Annotated in this window: 16 protein-coding genes; 11 read left to right on the forward strand and 5 right to left on the reverse strand. The window is 72.9% G+C overall.

Features of this window, described 5'->3' with window-relative positions:
• Positions 1 to 83: 83 nt before the first annotated feature.
• Positions 84 to 752 (reverse strand): ArsR/SmtB family transcription factor, encoded by a 669-nt coding sequence (locus ACFY2L_RS09865; protein ID WP_390656397.1) that lies wholly within the window; start codon positions 750 to 752, stop codon positions 84 to 86.
• 85 nt (positions 753 to 837) lie between these two features.
• Between ACFY2L_RS09865 and ACFY2L_RS09870 the strand changes: the two genes are divergently transcribed.
• The 4 genes from ACFY2L_RS09870 to ACFY2L_RS09885 all read left to right on the forward strand — a co-directional run bounded on the left by ACFY2L_RS09870 (position 838) and on the right by ACFY2L_RS09885 (position 4850).
• Entirely contained in the window at positions 838 to 2202 is a 1365-nt protein-coding gene (locus ACFY2L_RS09870) for a rhodanese-like domain-containing protein (protein ID WP_390821989.1), read from the forward strand.
• Positions 2199 to 3461 carry an MFS transporter gene (locus tag ACFY2L_RS09875; RefSeq protein ID WP_390821990.1) on the forward strand — a complete coding sequence of 421 codons (1263 nt, stop codon included), beginning with the start codon at positions 2199 to 2201 and terminating at the stop codon, positions 3459 to 3461. The genes ACFY2L_RS09870 and ACFY2L_RS09875 overlap by 4 nt, the downstream gene beginning before the upstream one ends.
• Before the next feature lie 574 nt (positions 3462 to 4035).
• Positions 4036 to 4455, forward strand: coding sequence for an aspartate 1-decarboxylase (gene panD, locus ACFY2L_RS09880; protein ID WP_390656400.1), 420 nt, complete (start codon positions 4036 to 4038; stop codon positions 4453 to 4455).
• 47 nt (positions 4456 to 4502) lie between these two features.
• Positions 4503 to 4850, forward strand: coding sequence for a GNAT family N-acetyltransferase (locus ACFY2L_RS09885; protein ID WP_390656401.1), 348 nt, complete (start codon positions 4503 to 4505; stop codon positions 4848 to 4850).
• Between the two features lie 493 nt (positions 4851 to 5343).
• Here ACFY2L_RS09885 and gndA read toward each other — a convergent pair whose 3' ends face one another.
• Positions 5344 to 6783, reverse strand: a complete 1440-nt coding sequence (gndA, locus tag ACFY2L_RS09890) for an NADP-dependent phosphogluconate dehydrogenase (RefSeq protein WP_390656402.1) — start codon at positions 6781 to 6783, stop codon at positions 5344 to 5346.
• A 161-nt stretch (positions 6784 to 6944) separates the two neighbouring features.
• Here gndA and ACFY2L_RS09895 point away from each other — a divergent pair, with 161 nt between their 5' ends.
• Positions 6945 to 8105 carry a transglycosylase family protein gene (locus tag ACFY2L_RS09895; RefSeq protein ID WP_390657108.1) on the forward strand — a complete coding sequence of 387 codons (1161 nt, stop codon included), beginning with the start codon at positions 6945 to 6947 and terminating at the stop codon, positions 8103 to 8105.
• Here ACFY2L_RS09895 and ACFY2L_RS09900 read toward each other — a convergent pair.
• Positions 8095 to 9210 (reverse strand): DMT family transporter, encoded by a 1116-nt coding sequence (locus ACFY2L_RS09900; protein WP_390656403.1) that lies wholly within the window; start codon positions 9208 to 9210, stop codon positions 8095 to 8097. The two genes, ACFY2L_RS09895 and ACFY2L_RS09900, sit on opposite strands and share 11 nt — an antisense overlap.
• Positions 9211 to 9437: 227 nt before the next feature.
• Between ACFY2L_RS09900 and ACFY2L_RS09905 the strand changes: the two genes are divergently transcribed.
• The 5 genes from ACFY2L_RS09905 to ACFY2L_RS09925 all read left to right on the forward strand — a co-directional run bounded on the left by ACFY2L_RS09905 (position 9438) and on the right by ACFY2L_RS09925 (position 15740).
• Positions 9438 to 10187 (forward strand): (2Fe-2S)-binding protein, encoded by a 750-nt coding sequence (locus tag ACFY2L_RS09905; protein ID WP_390821991.1) that lies wholly within the window; start codon positions 9438 to 9440, stop codon positions 10185 to 10187.
• 39 nt (positions 10188 to 10226) lie between these two features.
• Positions 10227 to 11399: a glycogen synthase gene (glgA, locus tag ACFY2L_RS09910; protein WP_390656405.1), complete on the forward strand. Its 1173-nt coding sequence runs from the start codon at positions 10227 to 10229 to the stop codon at positions 11397 to 11399.
• 51 nt (positions 11400 to 11450) lie between these two features.
• On the forward strand, positions 11451 to 12671 hold the full coding sequence (gene glgC, locus ACFY2L_RS09915) for a glucose-1-phosphate adenylyltransferase (protein ID WP_390656406.1): 1221 nt from the start codon (positions 11451 to 11453) through the stop codon (positions 12669 to 12671).
• Between the two features lie 102 nt (positions 12672 to 12773).
• Positions 12774 to 14132, forward strand: coding sequence for a wax ester/triacylglycerol synthase family O-acyltransferase (locus tag ACFY2L_RS09920; protein WP_390656407.1), 1359 nt, complete (start codon positions 12774 to 12776; stop codon positions 14130 to 14132).
• Positions 14133 to 14234: 102 nt separating this feature from the next.
• Complete coding sequence (locus tag ACFY2L_RS09925) at positions 14235 to 15740, forward strand: SDR family NAD(P)-dependent oxidoreductase (RefSeq protein WP_390656408.1); 1506 nt, start codon at positions 14235 to 14237, stop codon at positions 15738 to 15740.
• A gap of 23 nt (positions 15741 to 15763) precedes the next feature.
• Here ACFY2L_RS09925 and ACFY2L_RS09930 read toward each other — a convergent pair whose 3' ends face one another.
• Complete coding sequence (locus tag ACFY2L_RS09930; protein WP_390821992.1) at positions 15764 to 16213, reverse strand: hypothetical protein; 450 nt, start codon at positions 16211 to 16213, stop codon at positions 15764 to 15766.
• A gap of 465 nt (positions 16214 to 16678) precedes the next feature.
• Here ACFY2L_RS09930 and ACFY2L_RS09935 point away from each other — a divergent pair, with 465 nt between their 5' ends.
• On the forward strand, positions 16679 to 16852 hold the full coding sequence (locus ACFY2L_RS09935) for a hypothetical protein (protein ID WP_390656410.1): 174 nt from the start codon (positions 16679 to 16681) through the stop codon (positions 16850 to 16852).
• Positions 16853 to 16940: 88 nt separating this feature from the next.
• On the opposite strand, the gene ACFY2L_RS09940 is transcribed toward ACFY2L_RS09935, so the two are convergent.
• Entirely contained in the window at positions 16941 to 18287 is a 1347-nt protein-coding gene (locus tag ACFY2L_RS09940) for an amidase (protein WP_390821993.1), read from the reverse strand.
• Positions 18288 to 18371 lie beyond the last annotated feature (84 nt).

Consider the following 18371-nt stretch of genomic DNA (forward strand, 5'->3'; position numbering starts at 1 on the left):
GGGCGCATGGCCTCGGCGGTCCGTGGGCCGACCGGTGTGGTCGAGTTGCAGTCCAGGTGGACGGGCTGCCGTCGAGCGCGGGATCACGCGGCGGCCCCGCCGGCCACGGGCAGCTCGGCCAGTCGCCATTCCAGCATCCCGTCGGTCAGCCGGACCGCCCTGCGGCCGTGGGCGTGCATCAGGCGTACGGCGTCATGGGCGAGGACGCAGTAGGCGCCGCGGCAGTACGCGACCACCTCGGCGTCGTCCGGCAACTCCGCGATCCGCTCGGCGAGTTCTTCCACCGGGATGGAGAGGGCACCGGGAATGTGGCCGGCGGCGTACTCCTCGGCCGGGCGGACGTCGAGGACGACGACCTCACCCGTCCGAGCGCGGGCCAGCAACTCCTCACGACCGATCTCCTCCGCCTCGTCGGTGCCGAGGTAGGCGGTGCGGGCGGCCTCGACGCCTGCCTGGTGGGTCTGGGCGACCTGGCGCAGCAGGGCGTAGAGGGCGGCGACATCGTCTCCGGCGAGCCGGTAGTGGATGCGTACGCCCTCGCGGCGGGTGGCCACGAGCCCGGCCTGCTTGAGGGTCTGCAGGTGCGCCGAGGCGGTGGTCAGGTTCAGCCCGGCCGCCTTGGCGAGTCCGTCGACACTCCGCTCGCCCTGGGCCAGCAGATCGAGCAGTTCCAGGCGCTTTCCACTGCTCAGTGCCTTGCCGGTGCGTGCGAAGGCGTCGTACAGAGCGGCTTTGCGCTCGGGGTCTCCCATGACATCCTCCATTATTCCATGGAATATTGTAACCAAAGGTGAGGGCTGAAGCGACGCGCACCCACCGTGACACCTGGAGGACCTGATGGGCTTCGCCGACGATCACCTGATACCGCTGGTCGACGAGGGGCTGGGCAACAGCGCCCATCTCGTCGACCTCGGCGACGGCCGAGCCCTGGCCGTGGACGCGAGCCGCGATCTGCGCGCCCTGCGTGCGGCTGCCGACCGGCGCGGCCTGACCGTCGCCTTCGCCGCCGACACCCACCTGCACGCCGACTTCCTCTCCGGTGCGGTGCAGCTCGCACACGATGACGGCGCGGCCGTCCTCGCCTCCGCCGCCGGGAACCGCGCCTTCGAGCACACCGCGCTCGCCGACGGCGACGAGACCGATCTGGGCGGACTGACCCTGCGGGCGTTGGCCACCCCCGGCCACACCGACGAGCACGTGTCCTTCCTGCTCCTGGACGGCACCCGCGAGCTCGGCGTGTTCACCGGAGGCTCCCTGATCGTCGGCTCGGCCGCCCGCACCGACCTGCCCGGCGCCGAGCGCGCCGAGGAACTGGCCCGCGCCCAGTACCACTCGCTGCGGCGCCTGGCCGAACTGCCGGACACCACCGCCGTGTGGCCCACCCACGGCGCCGGATCCTTCTGCTCCGCCCCGCCCGGCGCCGAGCGCACCACCACCATCGGCGCCCAGAAGCGGGCCAACACGCTGCTCGCCGCCCCGGACGAGGACACCTTCGCACGGCAGCTGCTCGGCAGCCTCGGCTCCTACCCCGCGTACTTCGACCGGCTGGGTGAGATCAACCGGCGCGGACCCGCGATCCTCCGCGCCGCCCTCGGTCTCACCGCGCTCACCGCGGACCAGGTCCGCAGCCTCCTCGACCAGGGCGCGCAGCTTGTCGACGTACGCCCGGTGGCGGACTTCGCCGCCGGCCACATCCCCGGCGCGCTCTCCATCCCGCTGCGTGAGGCGTTCGCCACCTGGCTGGGCTGGCTGCTGCCCGACACCACCCCGCTCGTCTTCGTCACCGGCCCCGGTCAGGACCTCGCCGAGATCGCCTGGCAGGCGTGGAAGATCGGGTACGAAGGGCTGGCCGGACACCTTGAGGGCGGCATGGCCGCCTGGACCGCCGACGGCGGACCCCGCGAGCGCATCGACCTGCTCACCGCCGACCGCGTCGCCGAGCGCCCCGTCCTCGACATCCGGCAGGCTGCCGAGCACGGGGCCGGGCACATCCCGGGCGCGGTCCACATCGAACTCGGCGACCTCGCCAGCCGTTCCGACGCGGCCCCGAAGGGGGCCGTGGTCGCCTGCGGGCACGGCGAGCGGGCCATGACCGCCGCCAGTCTGCTGCAGCGTGCCGGGCACCGCGGTCTCGCGGTGCTCGACGGCGGCCCTGCCGACTGGGCCAAGGCCACCGGCCGCCCCCTCGAGGAGGGCGCGTGACCACCGCCCGCACCGCACCCGCCGACAGCGGCATCCGCCTCGGACTGCGCGCCAACCTCGCCCAGTTCATCCTGCTGGTCGCCGTCAACGCCCTGGTCGGCGGCATGCTCGGCCAGGAACGCATCGTCCTGCCGCTGCTCGCCGACCAGGTCTTCCACCTGTCCGCCTACACCAGCGCGCTCACCTACATCGTGGCCTTCGGCACCACCAAGGCGATCACCAACTTCCTCGCCGGCACCCTCTCCGACCGCCATGGCCGCAAGCCGGTCCTGGTCGCGGGCTGGCTGGTCGCCCTGCCCATTCCCGCCATGCTGGCCTGGGGCCCGTCCTGGGGCTGGATCGTCGCCGCCAACGTCCTGCTCGGCGTCAGCCAGGGCCTGACCTGGTCCACCACTGTCATCATGAAGATCGACCTGGTCGGCCCGGAACGCCGTGGCCTCGCGATGGGCTTCAACGAGGCCGCCGGCTACCTGGCCGTGGCCGCCACCGCCATGGCCACCGGAGCGATCGCGGAACACGCCGGGCTGCGGCCCGAGCCCTTCCTCCTCGGCGCCGCCTACGCCGCCCTCGCCCTGGGCCTGTCGGTCTTCGCCCTCCGCGAGACCCGCGACCACGCCCGCGTCGAAGCCGCCCGCCACCCCGTCCAGGAGAGCGCAGACGTGGACTTGACCACCGGTCAGATCGCCTGGCGCACCAGCGTCCGCGAGAAGGCACTGTCGGCCGCGAGCCAGGCAGGGATGGTCAACAACCTCAACGACGCCCTCGCCTGGGGTGTCTTCCCCCTCCTGTTCGCCGCCCACGGCCTGTCCATCGCCCAGATCGGCATCCTCGCCGCCCTCTATCCGGCCGTCTGGGGCGCGGGCCAGCTCCTGACCGGCTGGTGGTCGGACCACATCGGCCGCAAGCATCTGATCACAGCGGGCATGCTGCTGCAGGCCGCCGCCATCGGCCTCGTCGCCGGCGGCACCGGATTCCCCGTGTGGGCAGCCGCCCAGGTCCTGCTCGGCGTCGGCACCGCTCTGGTCTACCCGACCCTGCTCGCCGTCATCGGGGACGTGGCCCATCCCGCCTGGCGTGCCCGCGCAGTGGGCGTCTACCGGCTGTGGCGCGACGGCGGCTTCGCCGTCGGCGCCCTGCTGGCCGGAGCCCTCGCCGACGCCTACGGTCTGCGCCCCGCCATCTGGGCCGTCGCCGCGCTGACCGCCGCCTCCGGGCTCGTGGTGGCGGCGCGGATGTACGAGACGCATACCCGGCCCTGACTCCGTCCGGGGCCCGGACGACCCGCCCCCGACCGCCATCCGAAGCGGCCGCGGGGCGAGCAGCGTCCGATCGCTCTCCCAAGGCTCGGAGGGCTGAGTGGTGTCGATCAGGTCGCGGGCCTGCTGGTCCAGGCCCTGCTCCATCCAGGGCCATGATCTTGATCTGGCGGCCGTCGAGGAGCAGGTTGTCGATGCCGCGGTGCTGGGACATGGCGTCAGCGGGGTCGGTCCACCGGCCGATGCGGGCGAGGGCGCGGGCGCCGTCCACGAGCAGGTGAGGCAGAGCTCCCGGCACACCGTGCGGTGGTCCTCGTACATGACGTCCGCGTGACGGTGATCACGGACGTCCTTCGGGGGGTGCTGCGTAGGCTTGGGCCGTCGCCACGGTGGGGTCCGCGAGAGTGGGGGAAGTCCTCCCTCGGTCACCTGACGGGCGTCAGAAGAGTCGGCAAGTGGTCAGCACGAGTCCTGAAAACCTGGGACAGCTGCCCGGACATGCGACTCGTTGTAGGGTGTGGAAACAGCCCTTGACCTGCAAGAACGCAGGCAGGGAGCCGTCCTCTAGGAGTGCTACATGCTGCGCACCATGTTCAAGTCCAAGATCCACCGCGCCACCGTCACCCAGGCCGACCTGCACTACGTGGGATCCGTGACCATCGACGCCGATCTGCTGGACGCCGCCGACCTGCTGCCCGGTGAGCTGGTCCACATCGTCGACATCACCAACGGCGCGCGGCTGGAGACGTACGTCATCGAGGGGGAGCGCGGCTCCGGGGTCGTCGGTATCAACGGTGCCGCCGCCCACCTCGTCCATCCCGGAGACCTGGTGATCATCATCAGTTACGCTCAGGTCACCGACGCCGAGGCGAGGGCGCTGACGCCGCGGGTCGTGCACGTGGACCGCGACAACCGGATCGTGGCCCTGGGGGCCGACGCCTCGGAGCCGGTACCGGGCTCCGACCAGCGGCGCAGCCCGCAGGCGGTGTCCGTCTGAGCGACGCGTCGGCCACAGAGTCCGTACGCAGCGCACCGGGAGTGCCCATGAGCGACACAGAGATCCGCGACGACCGGGCGGCGGGCCGCCTCGAAGCCGTCGGTGACGGCGGCGAGGTCGTGGGCCGCATCGAGTACTTCGTGCTGGAGTCGCCGGCGCGGGCCCTCGTCCCGGTGCACACGATCGTGGAGCCGGCCCACGAGGGCAAGGGCATCGCGGGCTCCCTGGCCCGTGAGCTGTACGCCACCGCCGCGCGCGAGGGCATCCCGGTCGCCCCGCTCTGCCCGTATGTCGTGAAGTGGGCCGCCCGCCATCCCGAGGAGGCCCCGGTGGCCGACCCCGGGCTGCTGGCCGCCGCCAAGGACTGGCTGCGGGCGCACCCCGGCCGGTTCTGACCGCAGGGCGCACCCCGGCCGGTTCCGACCGCAGGGAGTCCACCCGGGTGAGTGCCCGGGGCGGCGCCGGGTACGCGGGGGAGTAGTCCAGAGCCACGCTTCACCACTGGCCGGAGGACATGATGACGAACCCGCAGCCCGACCCCGTCCCGCCCACTCCCGGACCGCCGGACCCGTACCCCAGCCCGGTACCCAGCCCGGAGCCCACGCCGGCCCCCCAGCCGCCCCCCGTCCCCGGCCCACCGCCCGGGCCCTCGCCCTCTCCGATCCCGCCGGGCCCGGAACCCGTTCCGAACCCGGAACCCGGACCACCCCTGTCGTGACGACCGGTGGGCGGTGCCTGTCAGGAGGGCACCGCCCACCGCTCACCGCCCACCAGCCGCCGGGGCGGGCGCGGACGACGGAGCCACAAGCTCCCCCGCGCACCCGCACCCGCGCCCGCACCCGAACGCGCCCCGGTCCGGTCCGTCGCGCCGCGGACGGTCCCCCCGTGTCAGGCGGACACCTCCGACCGGTCCCCGCCCCACAGCGTGTGGAACGAACCCTCCCGGTCCACCCTCCGGTACGTGTGCGCCCCGAAGAAGTCCCGCTGCCCCTGCGTCAGCGCCGCCGGCAACCGCTCCGCGCGCAGTGCGTCGTAGTACGCGAGCGCCGCCGAGAACCCGGGCGTGGGCACCCCCTGCCGCGTCGCCGCCACCAGCACCTCACGCCAGTCGTCCTGCGCGGCGGCGATCTCGGAGGCGAACGTCCCGTCCGACAGCAGACTCGGCAGATCCGCCCGCGCGTCGTAGGCCGAGCGGATCCGGTCGAGGAAGGCCGCCCGGATGATGCAGCCGCCGCGCCAGATCGCCGAGACGGCACCCAGGTCGATGTCCCAGCCGTACTCCTCGCTGCCGGCGGCGATCTCGTGGAAGCCCTGCGTGTACGACACGATCTTCGAGGCGTACAGCGCCTGCTCCACCCGGTCGGCGAAGGCCGCCGCCTCCGCCTCGCCCAGCGCGGCCGCCTTCGGCCCGGCCAGCCCGCGCGAGGCCTCCCGCAGCGCCGCGTGCCCGGAGAGCGAGCGGGCGAACACCGCCTCCGCGATGCCCGACACCGGCACACCGAGGTCGAGGGCGATCTGGACCGTCCAGCGGCCCGTGCCCTTCTGCTCGGCCTGGTCCACGACCACGTCCACGAACGGCTTGCCCGTCGCCGCGTCGACGTGCGACAGGACCTCGGCGGTGATCTCGATCAGGTAGGAGTCGAGCCGTCCCGTGTTCCAGGTGCGGAAGATCTCCGCGATCTGCGCCGGCGTGTACCCGGCGACCTCGCGCAGCAGCTGGTACGCCTCACCGATCAGCTGCATGTCGGCGTACTCGATGCCGTTGTGGACCATCTTCACGAAGTGCCCGGCGCCGTCCGGCCCGACGTGCGTCACGCACGGGGCGCCGTCCGCCGCCTTCGCGGAGATCTTCTCCAGCATGGGGCCGAGCGAGTCGTACGACTCCGGCGAGCCGCCCGGCATGATGCTGGGCCCGTGCAGGGCGCCCTCCTCGCCGCCGGAGATGCCCGTGCCGACGAAGTGGATGCCCTGCTCGCGCAGTTCGCGCTCCCGGCGCCGGGTGTCCGCGAAGTGCGCGTTGCCACCGTCGATGATCATGTCGCCGGGTTCGAGGAGCGGGGCGAACTCCTGGATGACCGCGTCCGTCGGCTCACCGGCCTTCACCATGATCACCAGGCGGCGGGGCCGTTCCAGCGCCGCCACGAAGTCCTTGGCGGTCTCCGCCGCGACGAACACGCCCTCGTGCCCGAACTCCTCCACCAGCGCGTGCGTCCGCGCCACCGTCCGGTTGTGCAGCGCCACCGTGTAACCGTTGCGCGCGAAGTTGCGGGCGAGGTTGCGGCCCATGACCGCGAGTCCCGTCACGCCGATCTGCGCTGTAGTGCTCATAGGGCTGGCTCCTAGGGGGTGGTGCCTCTCTTCTTTCCGGGGCCATCCTTACGCGTTTTCCGGTCTTCGTGGGGGAGCCGGAGCGGCTGATTGACGTCTTGTCACGGCCTGTCGGCACCCCTTACTTTTTGCCCTCCTGACGCATGTCGAGGGGGATCTCCATGGCCGTACGCGGCCGGCACCGCCGGTATCAGCCGAACAGGATCAACCGGGCCTCGCTCACGGTCACGGCCGGCGGCGCCGGCATGGCGATACCGCTCATCGGCGCGGGCGCCGCCCAGGCGGCCGACGTCGACACCTGGAACAAGGTCGCCGCCTGCGAGTCCAGCAACAACTGGCACATCAACACGGGCAACGGCTACTACGGCGGCCTGCAGTTCACCCAGTCGACCTGGGAGGCGTACGGCGGAAAGCGGTACGCCGGGCGCGCCGACCTGGCCACCAAGGACCAGCAGATCGCCGTGGCGGAGAAGGTCCTGGAGGGCCAGGGCCCCGGCGCGTGGCCGGTGTGCTCGGGGCGGGCCGGGCTGACCCGGGGCGGCGACACCCCCGACATCCGTCCGAGCGGGACGTCGGGCGGCACCTCCAGCGGGACGCCGACGTCCGGGAAGACGTCGCTGCGGGACGTGCAGCCGCAGTCCACGCCCCAGTCCCGGGCGGGCAAGGCCGAGATGTACACCGTCGTCCACGGCGACACCCTCTCCGGCATCGCCGACCGCCAGGACGTGCGGGGCGGCTGGCGCCGGCTCTACGCCGCCAACCGGACCACGATCGGCGCCGATCCCGACCTGATCATGCCGGGTCAGCGGCTGAAACTGCGCGCCCCGGCCGGCACGTCCACCTCCGGGAAGAGTCCGAGCACCGCCCCGTCCCGCACCGAGAAGGACTCCGGCGCCGACGACAAGGCGCAGACCGGCCATTCCCGTGTCGCCCCGGTCGCCGCGGCCACCGGAACGCCGTACCACGCGACCGGCTCCTCCTGGTCGAAGGGCTACCACACCGGCGTCGACTTCCCCGTCCCCACCGGCACCTCCGTGAAGGCGGTCGCGGCGGGCACGGTGGTCAGCGCGGGCTGGGGCGGGTCCTTCGGCTACCAGGTGGTCATCAGACACGCCGACGGCCGGTACACCCAGTACGCCCACCTGTCCGCGATCTCCGTGCGGGACGGGCAGTCGGTGGGCGGCGGCCAGCGCATCGGGCGTTCCGGCTCCACCGGCAACAGCACGGGCCCGCATCTGCACTTCGAGGTGCGGACGGGGCCCGGATTCGGAACGGACGTGGACCCGCTGGCCTATCTGCGGGCCGGCGGGGTCAGGATTTGACGCGCACCCGGTGCCGGTCGACGGCCGGCACCGGGAGGTACGCGGCGCCGTAGAACGGACTGTGGAAGAAGACCGGCTGCCCCTCGACCGGGTCCGCCGGGCTCTCCCCGTAGGGGGGTTCCCCGGCCTGGGCCGGCACGAGCAGCTTCTCCTCGTCCACCTCGTCCCGCAGCGGCGGGGCGACCGGCCGGCGCAGCAGGTCCTCCGGCACCTCCTCGACGGACCGCGTCAACGCCGCCTGCGCCGGTGCGGCCGGAAGCCCGGCCACAGGGGATCCGCCTGGAAGACGCTCGATGGTCAGCAGGATCAGGCCGCCCGCCGCCACCACCCCACAGCTCAGGGCGAGCACGGTGCCCGTCGTGCCGTAACGGAAGGTCTCGCCGAACATCGTGATGCCGACCGCGGCCGCCACCACCGGGTTGACCACGGTCAGCGTCGCCAGCGGGGCCGCCAGGCCCGCGCCCCGGTAGGAGGCTTGCGACAGCAGCATGCCGGCCGTGGCCAGCACGCCGATCACGGCCAGGGAGGGCACGTCGGCCGCCGAGACGCCGTCGGTCCAGTCGACCGCGACGGTCTTGGTGAACACCGAGGACATGCCGAACGCGATGCCCGACGCCGTCGCCAGCAGCATGCTGCGCACCGCCGGGTGCCGGTGCGCGGCCCGCCCGGCGGCCATCAGCGCCACCACCGCACCGGCGGTGACCACGGCCACGCTCACCCGCTGCGGGGTGCTCAGCGACTGCGCGTCGGAGGCGCCGACCAGGGACAGCAGACCGGCCAGACCAACCGTCGCCATGATCGCGCCCCGCCAGGCCGTCGCCCCGGCCCTGCGGCCGACGAACAGCGCGGCCATGGGCAGCGCGAACACGATCGTCAGCGCGCCCAGCGGCTGCACCAGACTCAGGGGGCCGTACGCGAGCGCCACCACGTGCAGCAGCCCGCCGAGGCCGTTCAGCGCGACCGCCGCCCACCAGCCGGGGCGGCGCAGCGGCGCGTACTCCTCGTGGGGCGAGGACACCGCGACCTGCTCCTGCACGATCGCCCCGGACGCGTACGCCACGGCGGAGATCAGTGACAGGACCACGGACAACGCGAGGGCGCTCATGAGCAGCTCCTCTGCGTGAGGCCGGAGCTCGGGGCCCGGCGCGGCGAACGGTCGGCTTCCATAACCAACACGATGCCCTGCCGATCTGTTCCCGTCGTCGTCCCTGAGCACGCATTGCGTCCTACTGCCGATGGAGTACGCGGCACCCCCCGTCCTCCCTCAGACGGGTGACGTCTGGGGGATCCCCCTGATCGAGGCTCCGACGCCCCTTGGTACTACTGCGGATCGTGGACCTCGACCCCGATCTCGCCGCGCTGCGCCCACTCGGCGGCTTCTTCCTCCTACGCGTCGCCGGAGAACCGCCGCGGCCTCTGCCGACCCTCGCCCAGACCTACGCCGGCCAGTCGTCGGATGTTTACGGAAATTCCCTGACTTTCCGCGTCGGGAAGGTGACCCGGGCCCTGCGCGCCTCCGAGGAGCGGATCGGAGCCTCCGTGGCCCAGCAGGGACTCGCGGCCCGGCTGTGGTCGGCGGCGCTGGGCTGTGCCGCCCTGTACGGCACCCTCCCCGACCTGGATCCACGGCTGCTGCGCTGGGACCCCGACGGCAGCGCGCCCGACGACCTGTGGCTGACCGAGGTCAGGGTCCTGCCCGGCGACGCGGCCACCCTGGCCGCGACCGTCCTGGACGCTCACCTCGAACCCCTGTCGGCGGCCCTGCGCGCCCACCACCCCGTCGCCCAGGGCCTGCTGCGGGGCAACGCCGCCTCCGCCCTCGCCGGAGCCGCCCGGCAGCTGCAGCTGTGGGCGGGCGCGCACGGCCGCCCCGAGACCGCCGCCCGCGCGCGTGCCCTCACCGCCGAACTGTTCACCCACCCCCTCCTCGCCGGCACCGGCACCCGCACCGAGACCCCGGCCGGCACCGCCTTCCGCCGCCGCAGCTGCTGCCTCTACTACCGGGTGCCCGGCGGGGGCGTCTGCGGCGACTGTTGCTTCACACGACCCCCGCGCTCTTCCCCGCGCGCCCCGTCTGGGTGACCATGAAAGGAACCAGCCGTTGAGAATGGGGGGTTCCGGGTGCGTGTGGGACTGCTGACCCGGGAGTACCCCCCGGACGTGTACGGCGGCGCGGGCGTCCATGTCGAGTTCCTCGCCCGGGAGTTGCGCCGGCTCGTCGATCTCGACGTGCACTGCTGGGGCGAGGGCTCCCTCAGGGAACGCGCGGAGGGCGTCCGGCGCCACCGTCCCTGGTCCGCCCTCGACGGCGCCAACGACGCGCTGCGCACCTTCTCCGTGGACCTCGCCATGGCCGCGGGACTCGAAGGCCGCGAGCTCGTCCACTCGCACACCTGGTACGCCAACCTCGCCGGCCTGCTCGCCCAGCAGCTCCACGGCATCCCGCACGTCGTGACCGCGCACTCCCTGGAGCCCCTGCGCCCCTGGAAGGCCGAGCAACTCGGCGGCGGCTACGCCCTGTCGAGCTGGGCCGAACGGACCGCCGTGGAGGCCGCGGACGCGGTGATCGCCGTCTCCGGCGCGATGCGCGAGGACATCCTCACCTGCTATCCGGCGCTCACCCCTGACCGGGTCCACGTCGTGCACAACGGCATCGACACCGGCCTGTACCGTCCCGACCACGGCACCGACGCCGTCACCCGCCTCGGCCTCGACCCCGACCGCCCGTTCGTGCTGTTCGTCGGCCGCATCACCCGCCAGAAGGGCGTGCCCCGTCTGCTGCGCGCCGTACGGGACATCGACCCGGCGGCCCAGGTCGTGCTGTGCGCGGGCGCCCCCGACACCCCGGAGATCGACCAGGAGTTCCGCGACCTCTTCGCCGAGCTCAGCCGCGCCCGCGACGGCGTGCACTGGATCCCGCGCATGCTGCCACGCCCCGAGGTGATCCAACTCCTCACCCACGCGGCGGTGTTCGTCTGCCCCTCCGTGTACGAGCCCCTCGGCATCGTCAACCTGGAGGCGATGGCCTGCGGCACTCCCGTCGTGGCCTCCCGGGTCGGCGGGATCCCGGAGGTCGTCGAGGACGGGGTGACCGGCCTGCTCGTCCCCGTGGACGGCGGCGACGAGGCGTTCGAGGCGGGGCTGACCCGGGCGCTGGACTCGGTGCTGGGTGATCCGGAGGCCGGGCGCCGCATGGGTGAGGCCGGGCGGGAACGCACGGTGCGGGAGTTCGGCTGGGACGCGGTGGCCCGGCGGACGGTCCGGCTGTACGAGGAGATCGTCAAACAGGCGTAGCGGGCCCCGCAGCGGGGCATTGATCGGTTCCAACAGGTGAGGGGAGCGGCCATGCGTCGTGGCGGACCTTCGGTGCTCGGCATCGTACTCGCGGGCGGTGAGGGCAAGCGTCTGATGCCCCTGACCGCGGACCGCGCCAAACCAGCGGTCACCTTCGGCGGCACCTACCGGCTCGTCGACTTCGTCCTGTCCAACCTCGTCAACGCCGACGTCCTGCGCATCTGCGTGCTCACGCAGTACAAGTCGCACTCGCTGGACCGGCACATCACCACCACCTGGCGGATGTCCAGTCTGCTCGGCAACTACGTCACGCCGGTACCGGCCCAGCAGCGGCTCGGCAAGCGCTGGTACCTGGGCAGCGCCGACGCCATCCTGCAGTCGCTGAACCTGGTCCACGACGAACAGCCCGAGTACATCGCGGTGTTCGGTGCCGACCACGTCTACCGCATGGATCCGCGCCAGATGCTCGCCCAGCACATCGACAGCGGCGCGGGCGTCACCGTCGCCGGCATCCGCGTCCCCCGCACCGAGTCCTCCTCCTTCGGGGTGATCACGCCGGGCTCCGACGGCCGGACGGTCGAGCGCTTCCTGGAGAAGCCCGCCGACCCGCCCGGCCTCGCGGACGACCCGGAGACCGTGTTCGCCTCGATGGGCAACTACATCTTCACCACCAAGGCCCTCATCGAGGCCCTCCAGCGGGACGCCGAGGACGAGGACTCCGTGCACGACATGGGCGGCTCGATCCTGCCCCAGCTCACGGAGCGCGGCGAGGCCGGGCTGTACGACTTCAACGACAACCACGTCCCCGGCGAGACCACCCGCGACCAGGGCTACTGGCGGGACGTCGGCACGCTCGACGCCTACTACGACGCCCACATGGACCTGATCGCCGAGCGCCCCGCCTTCAACCTGTACAACCGCAGCTGGCCCATCTACACCCACTCCTACCAACTCTCCCCGGCCCGCTTCAACGCCGGCGGCATGGCCAGCGAGTCGATCATCAGCGCGGGATGCCTGATCCGCGGCCAGGTCACCCGGTCCGTGCTGTCGCCGGGCGTCAGGGTCGACCCCGGAGCGGTCGTACAGGGCTCGATCCTCCACGACAACGTCCACATCGGACGGGGCGCGGTGGTGCGCGGGGCGGTCCTGGACAAGAACGTCGAGGTCCCGCCCGGCGCGACGATCGGAGTCAATCCGGAGCGTGACGCGGAGCTGTACACGGTGTCGCGGGCAGGGGTGATCGCCCTCGGCAAGGGGCAGCAGGTGTCATGAACTTAATCGGCTGTTAACTGTGCGTAGCCTGGAGGTGCTTGACCGTAATCATCTCGAAGGGGTTGACTGCTTCCTCACCCGTCGTCGACGCGAGGCAAGCCCTTGTCTGCTGATGATCTCCTGGCACCCCTCGACCTTGCGTTCTGGAACATCGAGTCCGCGGAGCACCCGATGCACCTCGGTGCGCTCGGTGTCTTCTCCGCCCAGTCGCCCACCGCCGGTGCCCACGCGGCCGACCTGCTCGCCGCCCGCGCGGCCGCCGTCCCCGGACTGCGCATGCGGATCCGGGACGTGTGGCGGCCCTTCGGCACCACGCTGCCGCTCGACCTGCGCCGGCCGCTCGCCTTCGGGGGCGCGGTGCGCGAACCCGACCCGGACTTCGACCCGCTGCGGCACGTCCGGCTGCACGCGCCCACCGCGGACTTCCAGGCCGAGGCCGGCCGGCTCATGGAACGCCCGCTGGAGCGCGAGCGCCCACCCTGGGAGGCGCACGTGCTGCCGGGGCGGGACGGCGTGTCCTTCGCCGTGCTGTTCAAGTTCCACCACGCCCTCGCCGACGGACTGCGCGCCCTGACGCTGGCCGCCGCCGTCCTGGACCCCATGGACATGCCCGCGCCCCGGCCCCGCCCGGCGGAGCCCGCCCGAGGTCTGATCCCCGATGTGCGCAGGCTCCCCGGACTGCTCCGCGGCGCCGTCTCCGACGTGGGGCGCGCCCTGGACATCGGCGCGTCCGTGGCCGTGTCGACCCTGGGCGTACGGTCCACCCCCGCGCTCGCCGCCGAACCCACCGGCACCCGCCGCACCGCCGGCGTGGTCCTCGACCTCGACGACGTGCACCGCGTCCGCAAGGTCGTCGGCGGCACCGTCAACGACGTCCTGATCGCGGTCGTGGCCGGGGCCCTGCGCCGCTGGCTGGACGAGCGCGGCGACGGCAGCGAGGGCGTACGGCCGCGCGCGCTGATCCCCGTCTCCAAGCGCCGCCCGCGCACCGCGCACCCACAGGGCAACCGGCTCTCCGGGTACCTGATACGGCTTCCGGTCGACGACCCCGACCCGCTCGCCCGGCTCGCCCACGTCCGCACCGCGATGGACGCCAACAAGGACGCCGGACCCGGCCGGGGAGCGGGCGCCGTCGCCCTGCTCGCCGACCACGTCCCGGCGCTCGGCCACCGGCTCGGCGGACCGCTGGTCGGCCAGGCCGCCCGGCTCTGGTTCGACATCCTCGTCACCAGCGTGCCCCTGCCCGGCTTCGGCCTGAAGCTCGGCGGGAACCCGGTCACCGAGGTGTACCCGTACGCGCCGCTGGCCCGCGGCCAGTCCCTCGCGGTCGCCGTCTCGACGTACCGCGGACGCGTCCACTACGGGCTCGTCGCCGACGCCGAGGCCGTCCCGGACCTCGACCGGTTCGCGCACGCGCTGACCGCCGAGGTGGAGACACTCATCACGGCCTGCGGTTCCTGACCGGAACGGGTTTGGAGGAGGGGCCCGGCGCTCCGTAGACTTCCCCGTTCGAAAGCGGACGCGGTCGGAGCGCCGCACGGCTCAGCAGGGAACGGCAGCGCGATGACGGTGACAGAGGACGGCTCGGCGATCACGGACGAAGCCGTGGACGAGGTCGTGTACGGGCCCGGCATCGACCCCGAGCGGCTGGCGGTCTGCCTCGGCGTGCTCGAGGAACTCGACAAGCTGGAGGTGGACCACCCCGACGCGATCGCCGTGCGCCGGGCCACCGCCGGCATCTACCGCACGGTCAAGCAGCGCCGCCGCCAGGAGCGCCGGGCCGCCAAGACCGCCCACGACAAGGCGGTCACCGAGGCCACCGCGACCGGCTCCGCCCAGCGCATCGACGACGAGACCGAGGGCATCCTCCCCTCGTCGGTCACCGAAGAGGGGAAGATCGCGGGGATACTCCAGCGCCCCCGCTCCTGCTACACCTGCAAGACCCGGTACGTGGAAGTCGACTACTTCTACCACCAGCTCTGTCCCGACTGCGCCGGCCTGAACCGCGCCAAGCGCGACGCCCGCGCCGATCTCACCGGCAAGCGCGCGCTGCTCACCGGCGGCCGCGCCAAGATCGGCATGTACATCGCGCTGCGGCTGCTGCGGGACGGCGCCCACACGACGATCACCACGCGCTTCCCGAAGGACGCCATCCGCCGCTTCAAGGCCATGGACGACTCCGGCGACTGGCTGCACCGTCTGGAGGTCGTCGGCATCGACCTGCGCGACCCGGCGCAGGCCGTGGCGCTCGCCGACCAGGTCGCCGAGGCGGGCCCCCTCGACATCCTCATCAACAACGCGACGCAGACCGTACGCCGCCTGCCGTCCGCCTACGCCGCGCTGGTCGACGGCGAGAGCGCCCCGCTGCCCGCCGGTGAGCTCCCCGCCCACCACGTCATCGGCGCCTTCAACTCCGGCGCGGTCGACGGTCTGGCCGCGCTGCCCGTCGGCACCAGCGGTCTGGACGCGCAGAAGGTCGCCGACCTCGCCCTCGTCGCGGGCAACGCCAGCGTCGCCCGCCACCTCGACGGCACCGCCATCGACGCGGGCGGCCTGGTCCCCGACGTCGTCGAGACCAACACCTGGGTGCAGACCATCGAGCAGATCTCCCCGGTGGAGCTCCTCGAGACCCAGCTGTGCAACTACACGGCGCCGTTCATCCTGATCAGCAAGCTCCGCCCGGCGATGGCCGCCGCCGCGAGGAAGGCGACGAGCGGGCGCTCGTACGTCGTGAACGTCTCGGCCATGGAAGGCGTCTTCGGCCGCGGTTACAAGGGTGCGGGCCACCCGAACACGAACGCCGCCAAGGCCGCGATGAACATGGTCACGCGGACCAGCGCGCAGGAGATGTTCCAGGCCGACGGCATCCTCATGACCTCCGTCGACACCGGCTGGATCACCGACGAGCGCCCGCACTTCGACAAGCTGCGGCTCGCCGAGGAGGGGTTCCACGCGCCGCTCGACCTGGTGGACGGTGCGGCGCGGGTCTACGACCCCGTGGTGCGGGGCGAGGCCGGCGAGGACGTGTACGGGGTCTTCCTGAAGGACTACGCGCCGGGCAAGTGGTGACGGCCGCCTCGGCGCGCGGGTCCTCAGTCGACCGCGCCGAGGCGTGAGGTGCGGGCGGCCACCAGTTCCAGGACGGTCCGCCAGTCCTCCAGCACCCCCGCGTCGACCCCGGCGGCCCGGCCGTCCTCGTCGGCCTGCCGCAGACGCAGCAGGTCGTCGTCGGCCGGCGCGCCGAGCCAGGGATGCAGACCGACCAGCCGGGCGACCCGGGCGCCGAGCAGCGGCCGTACGGCGTCGGCCGCGCGTTCCGCACGCCGGGCGGGGTCGGTGGGGCTCAGGAGGTGCCCGACGGGGTGGACCAGCCCGGTCAGCTGGAGTTCCTTGTCCGCGGGGCGACTTCGGCGCAGGAGCGCCGCCGTCTGCAGTGCGTGGTCGTGCAGGTCGACCCCGCGGGCCGGGCCGCCCGGGTTCTCCCGTACGCCGCGGCACGCGTACAGCAGGTCCATCAGCTCCTCGACGCTGCGCAGCTCCATGCGTCGGTCCTCCCGCGAGACAGCCGTTCGGTACCTCAGCAGATCATGGCGTGCTTGCGGTCGGGCGAACGGGACCTGAACGCCGTGACGGGGCCGCTGCCTTGTTCACCGTGTACGCCGGACGGGTGAACCCGGCGCAGGCAAAAGCGGCGGATAGACGGCGGAAAGGGTTCAATTCACCTGCGAGGACATGTGGGTGACGCGCCATGGTTACCCCAAATTTTCGGCGCTATCGAGCAGCACCCCGCTCATTTGGTTAATCTGTATCGACGGACAGCAGGACGGAGTGCCACCCACACCCACCGTCCGTCTGGGACAAGCCGGTTCACAACGGCCAGCTCTCCGAGGAGTCACCGGCACCACCGCGTCGCCACCGACTCCAGCCAGACCCCAGGGAGCGTTCAGTGCCGGACCGCAGACTGGCCGGCCCGCCCCCAGGGTGACCCGACACATAAGGAGTGCGCGGTGACACCGGAGAAGACGAATCGAGAACAGCGCCCCAAGGAACGCGCGGAGCGCGCCCACCGCAGGCCCGGCGAGCTCGGCAGCCTCGACGTGTGGGCGCGCTCCGCCCCGATCCGCCTGGCGGGCTACGAGGAAGACCTGGCCGAGGACCACATCCTGCCCAGCGTGGACTGAGTCCGGACGGACCGGACCCGCACGAGGACCCTGTCCATGGGCGTGCGCTAGCGCGAGCCACGCCCATACGGACCCCGGCCGCTCGCTCTCAGTCGAGCGGCGCCGTCCGCCGCCAGGGACGCAGACCCTCCAACTGCTCCGCCACCCGCAGCAGTTCCGCCTCCGAGCCCGGCCGCCCCACCAGCTGCACGGCGGCCGGCGCACCGGACGGCAGGGTGCCGAAGGGGACCGCCATCGCGGGCCAGCCCGTCAGGTTCCACGGCGGGGTCAGCGGCGAGTAGTTCGTGTTCACCAGGACATTGCGCAGCCAGCCCCGCTCGTGCCAGGGCTCCGACCGGGGCGAGCGCCGCGCCAGCGCCGGCGTGAGCAGCACGTCGTGCTCCTCGAAGAACGGCTCCAGCCGCCGGCGCAGGTCCTCCCGCGCCGTGCCGCCCCGCACGCCGTTCAGGAAGCGCCGGCCGAGGGCGGCGTGCACCCGGGTGCGGCGGGTCAGCAGCCGGGCGTCGAGACCTCCCGCGTCCACGGCCGTGCCCGCCGTCCAGTGGGCGAGCGAGGTGACCCCCAGCGAGAGCGGATACCGCGGGTCGGCCCGCCGTACCTGATGGCCCGCCTTCATCAGCACCCCCGCGGCGTCCCGCGCCGCCCCCGCGTACGGGGCGCTCACCGTGACACCGGCCAGCGGGCTGCGCACCGACACCGCGATCCTCAGCGCACCGGGCTCCCCGTCCCGCCGTACGGCCTCGCCGTCCGCCAGGACCGACAGCATCAGCCGGGCGTCCGCCACGGTCGTGGCCAGCGGCCCGTTCTCCGACATACCGAACCAGTCGCCGTCGCCTATGCCCGCAGGCACCACCCCGTGACCCGGCTTGACGGTCACCAGACCGCAGTTCGCGGCCGGGATGCGCAACGAGCCCATGCCGTCGTTGCCGAGCGCGACCGGCACCATCCCGGCGGCCACCGCGGCCGCGCTGCCGCCCGACGAGCCGCCCGCCGTGCGCGAGGTGTCCCACGGATTGCGGGCCGTGCCGTGCACGCCCTCCGTGGTGCCGAAGACGCACAGCTCCGGCACGTTCGTCAGCCCCACGACCACCGCGCCGGCGGCCCGCAGCCGGGCCACCGTCACATGGTCGGCGCCGGCCGGTGTGTCCGGGGTCGCGGCCGAGCCCACCCGCATCGACTCGCCCCGCACGCCCAGGTTGTCCTTGACCGCCACCGGCACCCCGGCCAGCGGCAGTTCGGCCAGATCACCCCGGGCGGCCACCTCGTCGGCCTCGGCGAGCGCGGCCTCGGCCCGCACCACCCGGAACGCCCCGATCCGCCCGTCCAGCCGTTCGATGCGCGCGAGGTGCTCCGCCACCACCTCGCGTGGCGTGGCCTGCTTGTCCCGCACGGCGGCGGCGATCTCGACGGCGGTCCGGCCGACCCAGGTGGTCACGGCAGCTCCCTCGGTGTGCGTGCACGACGGGCACGCACGACGCCCACGACCGGCGCGCACATGCCGTCCACTACTGGCGAGTAC

This window comes from Streptomyces sp. NPDC001381, assembly GCF_042895685.1.
Lineage (GTDB): Bacteria > Actinomycetota > Actinomycetes > Streptomycetales > Streptomycetaceae > Streptomyces.

Coding starts and splice junctions, on each gene's coding strand:
- ACFY2L_RS09865 (WP_390656397.1), bottom strand. CDS start 752: ATGGGAGACCCCGAGCGCAAAGCCGCTCTGTACGACGCCTTCGCACGC.
- ACFY2L_RS09870 (WP_390821989.1), top strand. CDS start 838: ATGGGCTTCGCCGACGATCACCTGATACCGCTGGTCGACGAGGGGCTG.
- panD (WP_390656400.1), top strand. CDS start 4,036: ATGCTGCGCACCATGTTCAAGTCCAAGATCCACCGCGCCACCGTCACC.
- ACFY2L_RS09885 (WP_390656401.1), top strand. CDS start 4,503: ATGAGCGACACAGAGATCCGCGACGACCGGGCGGCGGGCCGCCTCGAA.
- gndA (WP_390656402.1), bottom strand. CDS start 6,783: ATGAGCACTACAGCGCAGATCGGCGTGACGGGACTCGCGGTCATGGGC.
- ACFY2L_RS09895 (WP_390657108.1), top strand. CDS start 6,945: ATGGCCGTACGCGGCCGGCACCGCCGGTATCAGCCGAACAGGATCAAC.
- ACFY2L_RS09900 (WP_390656403.1), bottom strand. CDS start 9,210: ATGAGCGCCCTCGCGTTGTCCGTGGTCCTGTCACTGATCTCCGCCGTG.
- glgC (WP_390656406.1), top strand. CDS start 11,451: ATGCGTCGTGGCGGACCTTCGGTGCTCGGCATCGTACTCGCGGGCGGT.
- ACFY2L_RS09925 (WP_390656408.1), top strand. CDS start 14,235: ATGACGGTGACAGAGGACGGCTCGGCGATCACGGACGAAGCCGTGGAC.
- ACFY2L_RS09930 (WP_390821992.1), bottom strand. CDS start 16,213: ATGGAGCTGCGCAGCGTCGAGGAGCTGATGGACCTGCTGTACGCGTGC.